This is a genomic window from Pararhizobium sp. PWRC1-1 (assembly GCF_049897905.1).
Lineage (GTDB): Bacteria > Pseudomonadota > Alphaproteobacteria > Rhizobiales > Rhizobiaceae > Pararhizobium.
Window position 1 is genome coordinate 271,665 of the sequence record NZ_JAFCXE010000006.1, and the last position, 8,561, is coordinate 280,225.

General features: G+C 58.1%; 1 protein-coding gene. It reads right to left on the reverse strand.

All coding sequences use genetic code 11. The features are described from left to right. Nucleotides 1-429 precede the first annotated feature (429 nt). Nucleotides 430-8,561 (reverse strand): DUF5801 repeats-in-toxin domain-containing protein (locus ACP7E0_RS12660; protein WP_426125314.1); only part of this gene is annotated, 8,132 nt, incomplete at its 5' end.

Sequence of the window (8,561 nt, forward strand, 5' to 3'; positions counted from 1 at the left end):
GAATATTTATAGTCTCCACCCAACCGCGGGAATTTCGAGTCACATAAATATCAATAGTTTTTATTATAAAATCACCGGTCAAAACTGGTTAATATTTATTTCTTCGAGAAAATACCCGAACAAGAATCCCCGAAATGCCCCGACCTCAGCGCAGTCATACGCCAACTGATTTTTTTTAGCCTGTCCATTTTTGGGCCATTCCATCGCAAAAGAATCTTCCCAACAGATAGTTGCATTTCTGCGACAGAAACCAGTCAATCCCTCGGCAAATAAACACCTACCAATATTGAATTCCACTACCAAATATCATTGTACACATAAAATCTTGAGGGCGACTCGACATTGCAATTTAACCTTAACTTCAAAAGAAAACGCGGCCGATAATTCGGCCGCGTCACTATTCCGGCAAGGTCATTGCCCATTCGTTAGTTAGACGGAATGCGATGTCGAGGTTGTGTTGTGGTCGTCATCATAAAGAACCTTGACCGTCGATGTGTAGTCCTGAAGAACCGCAACATCATGCCAGGCGCCGTTATCGTTAACGCTGACCACAGTATCGGCGCCGCTAATGGACGTGTTCACATTCGCCATGGCATCGGCTTCCGTTGCCTCGTGACCGAGCAGCGATGTAAGGAGGCTGGAAACATCCAGTACGTCACCTTCACTGTCCTTGTAGTCGGCAATGACGTCTGCCAGAGCAATCCCCCTGAAGGCATCGGCATCCAGAACGAAGGTGTCCGCCCCGGCGCCGCCCGTCATGGTCATGTGGGCCAAGCCACCGGCTAGGATGTCATCGCCTGCTGTGCCGAACGAACCGTCACCGACGATCGTGTCGAAACCGACCTCGATGAAATGACCATTCGAACCGTTGTCGAGGGTGAAAGTGCCCTCGGCAAGAACCGACTGGCCATCTTCCAGCCCGTCCACCGGTGTTGCACCAAGCGAGAGGCTCGCAACATGGTTGTCAGCCAGGCTCGACAGCTCACCCGCATCGCTGATGCCGTTGTTATTGGCATCAATCCAGATGGAGAGCTTGGAGAAGGCATCGTCGTCAGCATCGATCTTGCCATCGCCATTGCTGTCGAGCGTGGCAAGAGCCGCGACGCCACCGGCATGGTTGCCACCGGCAAAGCTCGGAGTGAAGATCTCCGAACCATTGTCGATCTTGCCGTTGCCATCGAGGTCGTAAGCCAGGATGCCATCCGCGCTGGTCCAGGCGACCTTGTCGGCCTTGCCATCGGCGTCGATGTCAAAGGTGACGCCATTCTCGATCGATGAGAAGGCAAAGCCGTTGTTATCGAGGTCGAGGATGATGGGGTCGGTTGCGCTGTTGTATGCAACGAAATCCGCACGTGTGAGCGCGGCAACTTGCGCAGCGGTGACCCCGTTCAGCGTAGCGACCAACGAACGGCTCGCCCCTCCCCCTGAATTCCAATTTGTATCAAACCAGATCTGAGCGGCACCTGCGGTACTGTTGTAAACCACGACGTAAGACTTATTGGCACTGTCGGTAGCCGCCAGGATCTGCGCTTCAGTCTGTGCGGTTGTAATGACGATCACCCTATCATCAAGGGACGAATCGATCGCTGTGATGCTTGCCACTTTGTCGAAATCGTCTTCATCCAGAGTCGTCCCTGCAGAGGAACCCGACGTTTTGTTAAAACCCACAGCGCCAGAGCCATTTCCATCCAAGAAAGCAATCTTGTCTTTCCCGGCAATGAACCCATTCACAGTATCGCTTCCCGTGTTGGTGGCGAAACGTATCTGGTCCTGATCCGAATTTGCAGCAGAGAGATTGATTGTATCGCTTCCGCCCCCTGCATTGATCGTATCGTTTCCGCCTCCGCCAGTTATGGTATCGGCACCGGACGACCCCGAGATCTTGAAGCCTTCCGACTGGTTGGAGAGGTTGAGGGTCGTCGCACTGGTCAGCGTGAACCCTTCTACGTTTACAATCTGAGCATTGCTCGAACTCGTAAAGCTGGAGCCCACGCTGACGGTATCGGTACCACCACCGCCATTGATCAGATGATCGTTCTGGTCGCCAACAATGGTGTTGTCGGAATTGCCGCCAATGATGTAATCGCGTCCACCACGACCATCGAGTACCGCCTCTGAAGACCGGGCATCGATCAGAATGTCGCCTCCGGAGCCGCCGAGGATAAGCTCATCGTTGCTGGAACGCTGCACGGCAACGGCCACACTGCCCGTCGAAGCAATGCCGTCCGTGGCGGCATAGGTGAAGGAGCCGGATGCGCCGTCGTTCAGATCAACGACGACTTGCGTGTTCCCATTGTCAAATGCACCCGAAGAGACGATCGCAACGCCGCTCCCGGATACCCAGCTATAGCTATTGATCGTCAGGCCGTCGCCGTTGGCATCGGTATCATTGCTCAGCAGCCACCCGTGATCAAATTCAACTGCCGTGCCTGGGCCAAAGCTGGAGGCGTTGGTAAAGATACGGTCGGCGGCACCGACCGGTGCTATATTTTCGACCACGTCCGTCACCGTAACGGCCACATCCTTCGTCGCCGCCGGATTGACGCCATCCGAGGCGTTGACGGTGAAGTTGTAGACATTGTTGCCACCGGCGTCGGCCGGGACCTCGAAGTTCGGCGATGCTTTGAATGTCACCGCACCCGTGGCGGAGATATTGAACAGATTAGCATCGGCACCGGTTAGCGTGTAGGTCAAGGCCACGCCTTCCGGATCGTTTGCAACCGTCTGGTATACCACGTTGGAAATGACGGTATTCTCGGCTTCGCTCCCTGTCGCACCGGACGTTATTACGGGCGCTTCGTTGACGTTTGTCACCGAAATCGCGACGGCCTTCGTCACTGCCGGGCTCACACCGTCCGTCACATTGACAATGATGTCATAGACATTGTTGCCGCCGGCATCCGCCGGCGCTTCGAAATTCGGAGATGCCTTGAATGTGACAGCGCCTGTCGAAGAGATAGTGAACAGAGATGCGTCTGCCCCGGCCAGAGAATAGGTCAGGGTAGAGCCTGGGTCCACGTCGCTCGCCACGGTCTGGTATACGACATTGGCGATCGGCGCGTTTTCAGCCTCGCTTCCGGTCGAACCAGAGCTGATAATTGGCAGATCATTCACCTGCGTTACCGTCAAGTTGAAAGTCCCAACCAGCGGTACCGAACCATCTTCGTTGCCGTCTTCGACCTTGACGTTGAAGGACGCGGTGGAGCCCTCCGAACCGTCATGGTTGAATATGATCAGGCCAGCGATCAACTCGGCAGCTGTAAATGAAGTCGCTGAAGCGCCACCGTTGGTAATCGTACCGTGTGACAGGTTGGATACCTGGAATGTCACGCCGGCAGCGTTGTCATCCACATCGGCATAGCCGAGCTTGGCAAGCGTCAGCACGACACTACCACCTTCAGCAACAGTTTCCGTCAGGGTACCGGCAAGGACCGGCGCATCATTGATTGCGATCAGATGGATGGTCGCCACCTGCGGCGCGCTGTCGGCGAGGCCGTCGTTGACGACCACCGTCACAGTCCGGTCCAGAGCAACATGCGGGTTATCGCTGCTGTTCAGATAGGTGATGTTCTTCAGGATGGTTTCGTAACGGCTAACCGACGCAGAGCCGGTAATCTGCATGACACCGCTTGTGGCGTCGTAGGAAACGGTCAGGCCTGCTGCGGCAACCGTCGCGGTCGCGTTGAGCGACAGTGTTTCGGCTGTTGCGTCCTGAATGTTGCCGAGTGTCAGCTTCATTGACTGCAGGTTCGGCGAGTCGACATCTGAGAGACCAGCTTGCCAGGCAAACTGCTGCGGCAACTGTTCGACCGCATTGGTCGTTGTATCGTTGCCCGCAGTCTCCGTGCTCAGATCGATCACCGGAATGTCGTTGGTGCCGGTGATCGTGAGAGCGATCTCCTTGGTGACGCTATCCCCGTCGCCATCGGCAACCGTGTAGGGGATATGCAACACCACAGTCTGGCCAGCCGCAAGGACGTCGAATGCCGTTCCCGGCACAATCGAAATCTGGTGGTTGGCGGTGTCGAAGGTGATGTCTGGCGTACCCAGGGTAATCCCATTCGGAATACCAGTGTAGCTCGGCGTACCGAATGAGAACGCCTTGCCAAATTCGTCGGCCCCGAAATTGAAGTGAACGCCCTCAACCAGAGTGACACTCTTGCTCTCGTTTTCGGTCATGGCAGCGGTCACATCGGTCGCAACCGGAGCCTCGTCGTGGATTGTCGAGCGGATGATGCCGGTGACGGCATCGCCGTCGCCATCGGTAAATCTGACGGTCGCATCGACCACCAGCCTGTCGATGGCAGCGCCGTTCTGCGCGGCGATGTGATCGATGTTGCCGTACAGCGTCGTCTTGGCGCTGCTATCGGTGTCCGTCAGCTTGATCTCGATGATCAGCTCATTGCCGGCGAAACCCCGGATGGTGTTGGCATCAACCATAGTGAAGACGATCTCGCGGCCTTCCGAAGTGAACTTCGGCGAGCTGTCGGAGCCGTTGGCCAGGTTCAGATTCACATTGCCGGCAAGACCGCCGCCGATATCGAGCTTGAGAGCGCCGGTGAAGGCTGTCGCGCCGTAACCGTCCGCACCGTAGGTAACTGCAAATGTGCTGTTGTCAGTACCGGTTGCCGCGCCAATACCCGCTTCATAAACGTCGTTGTAACGCAGCGTTTGCGTCAGTGTCGGAACGCTGTCTGCAATGTTGATCGTGAACGGCTGATCGACGAAGTCGCCGTCGCCATCATAGACGCGGGCCACCATGTTGAGGGCCAGGGTGGTATCATTGCCGCCGACATGGTCGATGTTCTGATAGAGCGTGGCTGCAAAACTGCCGGGATGCAGAACGGCGACGATGAAGACCGGGTTGGCCGCAGTATCGCCCTGCTTGAAGGCAACCAGTTCCTCATCCACCCCATTGGTTGTCCGCACGATATACTGCAGCGGAACGCCGTCGGAGGTGAGGCCGGTATTGATAATCGGGACGCCGCCGCTCATGCCGATGCTGACATGGGTGCCCTTATTATCAGCTCCGATATCGATGTTCAGGCTGGCAAACGTTGACGACACCAGTGGCAGGCCTGCTTCAGACAGCGTGCCGGTCTGCGCCGCGCCGATGGCGACCGGAGCCTCGTCGTGGATTGTCGAGCGGATGATGCCGGTGACGGCATCGCCGTCGCCATCGGTAAATCTGACGGTCGCATCGACCACCAGCCTGTCGATGGCAGCGCCGTTCTGCGCGGCGATGTGATCGATGTTGCCGTACAGCGTCGTCTTGGCGCTGCTATCGGTGTCCGTCAGCTTGATCTCGATGATCAGCTCATTGCCGGCGAAACCCCGGATGGTGTTGGCATCAACCATAGTGAAGACGATCTCGCGGCCTTCCGAAGTGAACTTCGGCGAGCTGTCGGAGCCGTTGGCCAGGTTCAGATTCACATTGCCGGCAAGACCGCCGCCGATATCGAGCTTGAGAGCGCCGGTGAAGGCTGTCGCGCCGTAACCGTCCGCACCGTAGGTAACTGCAAATGTGCTGTTGTCAGTACCGGTTGCCGCGCCAATACCCGCTTCATAAACGTCGTTGTAACGCAGCGTTTGCGTCAGTGTCGGAGTGTCGTCGTCAACATTGAGCGTCAACGTGCCGGTCGCAACGTCGCCGTCGCCGTCGGTAACGCGATACTGGAACGAGACCTGAAGGTTATCCTCCGTCCCGACAGTGTCGTGCTTTACCGCAGCCAGTTGGGTAACCTGATAGGCGCCAGTCGCCGGATCCGTGACCACGACTTTGAAGACACCCACATAGGCGCCGTTCTGCAGCTGTGTGATCGTCATCGTCTTGCTGTCAGCGGACAGATCGTACCAGAAGCCGTTCGGCAAGGTCAGGCCATTGGGTGCCCAAAGAACCGAAGCGGTCCCGTCGCCGCCGCCGCTGTGCGACAACACACCGGTCAGTATGGAGTTTTCGGCGTCATCGCCAGCGCCTCCGGGGTTGCCGCCGCTCAATGCGTCGTCATCAAGGGCAATCACCGCGTTCGCTGCAACCGTCGGTGTATCATCATCGACGTTGATGCTCAGCGTTCCTCTAACCTGATCACCATCACCATCGGTGACATCGTACGAGATTGTGAACTGGACATTATCCTCGAAGCCCGGAATCGTGCCCTGCGGATGGTCGATCGGCGCGACCTGCGCGACAGAGTAAGCGCCAGTCGCAGTATTGGTGATGGTCGCGGTTGCCACCGGCACATAGACTCCACCCTGCAACTGGGTAATCGTCATGACCGTACCGTCGGTGGAAACCGAGAACCAGAAGCCAGAGGGAAGCGTTAGTCCGGCAGACGACCAGAGGACGGATGCCGTGCCATCAACTCCGCTGTCGTGCGCCAGCGTGCCGGTCAGGGCGGCACCGTTGATATCGTCGCCATCTCCTCCGAAATTGCCACCCGAAAGAACGTCCTCATCGATCTGCACAAGTGTATTGGCAAAAACACGCGGCCCGTCATCATCGAAGCTGATCTTGTCGCCGATAGTGACGGACTTCGAGATCACGTCGCCATCATGGTCGGTGGCGGTGATGACGGCCGAGATCTTGCCGGCGAGACTGATCGCCTCGTCGTTCGAGCCGGTATTTGGATGCGCCAGAGACATGTATTGCGCGACGCTGACATCACCATTCGGCTGGATCGCAATCGCAAAGGCGGCTTCGCCGCTGGCAATACGACCAACCACCACGTCGCCTTGCATGGACAGAGTGATCGCCTGGCCCTCGGTAGTGAACAGGCCGGAGGCGACATTGTCGATCCGCAATGTCAGGTTGCTCGTCACCGTGTCGTCGGTGCCGCCGGTGACCGAGGTGTCGACCACATCATGGCGGGCGTAGATCGCTCCGCCCATGTCGGCATCCGAGCCCTTGACGGTGACGCCGTTGAACAGGTTGCGGACGCTGTTGCTGGTCGTGTCGTCGTTCTGGTTGCCCGCGCTTTCGTCGATCGTCACTGAACCGACCGTCGAGATCGACACTTCCGGCACGTCGTCGCGAACCGTGATCAACAGCTTGCCGGACAGATTGACAACATCGCCGTCACCGTCCGTCGCATTGATAACCGCGCCGAAGTTGATCGACGCAAGGCCGTTGGCAAGCGTGGTGTTCTGGCCGTTGCCAGCGGCATGGTCAAGCTGGTCGTACTGACGGAAGGTGAAGGCACCGTTCGTCTCGTTCAACTCCAGGGACATGACCGGACGATCGAAGACCGGCTGGAAGCCGCCGAAGGCGCCATTGACGTAACCGACGATCGCGTCACCGACCACCGCAAAGACGACCGCGCCGCCCTTGGACGTCAACCCAAGGCCATTGAGCGTGGCAAGCGCGTCGGACGTGAAGCTGAAGCCGCCGCCAGCTTGTTGACCGTCGGCGCCAAACGCAACCGTCGAGGCAACGCTGCCCGAAACTGTCGCAGCCAGACCACCGCCCAGAAGCGCAAATTCCGACGACGAGCCATCAGCCGTGCCGTCACTCGGGCTCGTGCCTCCAGAACGAAGGTTGCGAATATCATCCTCGTCCACCGTCGCGCCGATCGATGAGCCGCTGAAAACAGGCGCATCATCGATGACATTGACGGTGAAAGTGCTGCTGCTGGCATCGCCATCGCTGTCGGTGGCGGTGTAGTTGAAGGTCAGCGACAGGCTGTTCTCGCCGTCGCCAGTCGCATGATCGAGCGGCTTGACCAGCGTGAAGTCATAGCTGCCGTTGGCAGCATCCGAGACCGAAGCGTAGAACACGACATTGGCCGAGCCTTCGCCGGTGATCGCCGTCGGGGCAGTCTCGCCGGTATAGCCGACCAGCACGCCGTTGATCAGGGTGGTCGAAACCGCCAGGCCAAGCGAGGTCAGCGTCGCACCGTTGGCGCCGGACACTGCGACAGTGGTGTTGGTGAAGGCAACCGTGCGATCGTTGGCACCGCCGGCATTGGCGTTGTCGGCACCCCAGTTGATGTTCAGCGACACGCCCGACACACCAGCCGAGAAGCCGTCGGCCTCTTCGTTGTTGCCGCCGTTGACCGCTTCGTCCTCGACCGTCGAACCCGTGCCCACGTTGGCAACCAGTGCATCATCGATGACATTGACGGTGAAAGTGCTGCTGCTGGCATCGCCATCGCTGTCGGTGGCGGTGTAGTTGAAGGTCAGCGACAGGCTGTTCTCGCCGTCGCCAGTCGCATGATCGAGCGGCTTGACCAGCGTGAAGTCATAGCTGCCGTTGGCAGCATCCGAGACCGAAGCGTAGAACACGACATTGGCCGAGCCTTCGCCGGTGATCGCCGTCGGGGCAGTCTCGCCGGTATAGCCGACCAGCACGCCGTTGATCAGGGTGGTCGAAACCGCCAGGCCAAGCGAAGTCAGCGTCGCACCATAGGTGCCCGAGACCACGACAGCGGGGGTGTTGTTATTGGCGGTGAAGGCAACCGAACGGTCGTTGGTACCGCCCAGATTGGCGTTGTCAGAACCCCAGTTGATGTTCAGCGAAACGCCGGAGACGCCGGCCGACAGAAGGTCATCTGGCTCGTTGTTGC